The sequence below is a fragment of the Luteimonas cucumeris genome (assembly GCF_007830035.1).
Taxonomy (GTDB): Bacteria; Pseudomonadota; Gammaproteobacteria; order Xanthomonadales; family Xanthomonadaceae; genus Luteimonas_C; species Luteimonas_C cucumeris.
In genome coordinates this window covers 1-1,323 of record NZ_VLKN01000023.1, presented here as the reverse complement: position 1 = coordinate 1,323, position 1,323 = coordinate 1, and the positions used below count along the sequence as shown (strand labels likewise).

Annotated in this window: 1 protein-coding gene; it reads right to left on the bottom strand. The window is 59.3% G+C overall.

The genetic code is table 11. The features are described 5' to 3' along the window. Positions 1-46: 46 nt before the first annotated feature. Positions 47-403 carry a hypothetical protein gene (locus IP90_RS16490; RefSeq protein ID WP_144900765.1) on the bottom strand — a complete coding sequence of 119 codons (357 nt, stop codon included), beginning with the start codon at positions 401-403 and terminating at the stop codon, positions 47-49. Positions 404-1,323: the final 920 nt, after the last annotated feature.

Genomic DNA, 1,323 nt, shown 5'->3' with positions numbered 1-1,323 from the left:
CCTGAATTAAGCCGACCCGCGAAGCGGGTTCGGCTTGAATGAATTGTTAGGCGCCAAACTCTTGAATGACCTCAATCAGCCCAACGATATTGTCGTTGAGCGACTCCAGGTCCTCAGCTGGCACCCACCACTCGGTATGGTACGACCCGCCAACTTGTTGGATGGGGTAGCTGGCCATAAAGCTGGCCCTGACGTAGAAGCGGGTCACAGCCCCGTACCCGAAATCTGTGGTGTTCCACCGCTCAGAGATTTCTGCCGCGTACTTCGCATTAGTGACCGGATAAAAGATGGGCTGCTCCGGAAGGCGGGGCGGCCAACGAGTGAAGCCGTTCTGGCGGAGCAGTTCCAACTCTTGCGGCCCGACTGGCCGGAACATTTCTACGGTTTCGCTAGATTGCGTCATTTGGCGCCTAACGCCGGAATTAAGCCGCGCTGCGTAGTGAAGGCAAAAGGGTGGCACGCTTTTCAGTGCCGCCCTGTTGCCGTAACGAAGCGGCGTCGGCTTGAATGACTTGTTGGGCACCAAGGTAGCCGGGCGAAGCCACACGACGCAATGGCCGCCACAGCCTCCGGAGCCCAGAAACGCTCCACGCAGGGCGACCGCAATGAGCGGCCAAGACCAAACGCTGGCCGGAGCCGGTACCGCCGCCCAACCGAAGCCGCACAAGCCCAGGCCGCGAGCGCCGCCCGTGTGGAGCGACAGACCTGTTGCAACCGGCGGCGCCCTGCCGAAGCAAGAAAACACACGCGCCTACGGCGAACATGCCCCCGGAAGAACGGGCTGTGCCTGCCACTGCGTCCAGCAGAGCGAGTTACAAGCATCTCGCTAGAACCCCGCTACAGCCCTTGCACCGACCGGGCCCAACGCCTGAATTAAGCCGAACCGCGAAGCGGTTTCGGCTTGAATGAATTGTTAGACCGCGCCCTTGTACAGGGGGTCACGGAATCCTCCAAAACCCATAACCAACGCCGACACAATAACCAATCCCCAAGGGAGCCATGCTGGGACGCTGTGATGAACCGTATTGAGATGTACTAAGCCTAGTGAAACCATCGTGAGCCCGCCGCCAATGCCGCTGAGTCGGCTAGCTGCAGGGCCAAATAGTCCCCAGCGTGGGCAAAGCAGACTGTTGTTGAACACATGTGGAAAGGCAGCAAGGCCAATGGTGTAAAGCGCGCCGACCAGGACAACAATCCATCCGAATTCATGCTGAGTCATGTGCGCGGTCTAACGCCTGAATTAAGCCGAGCCGCGAAGCGGCTTCGGCTTGAATGAATTGTTAGAGGGCATGCTGTTGGGCCCACAGCCGCGTAATGACGGTA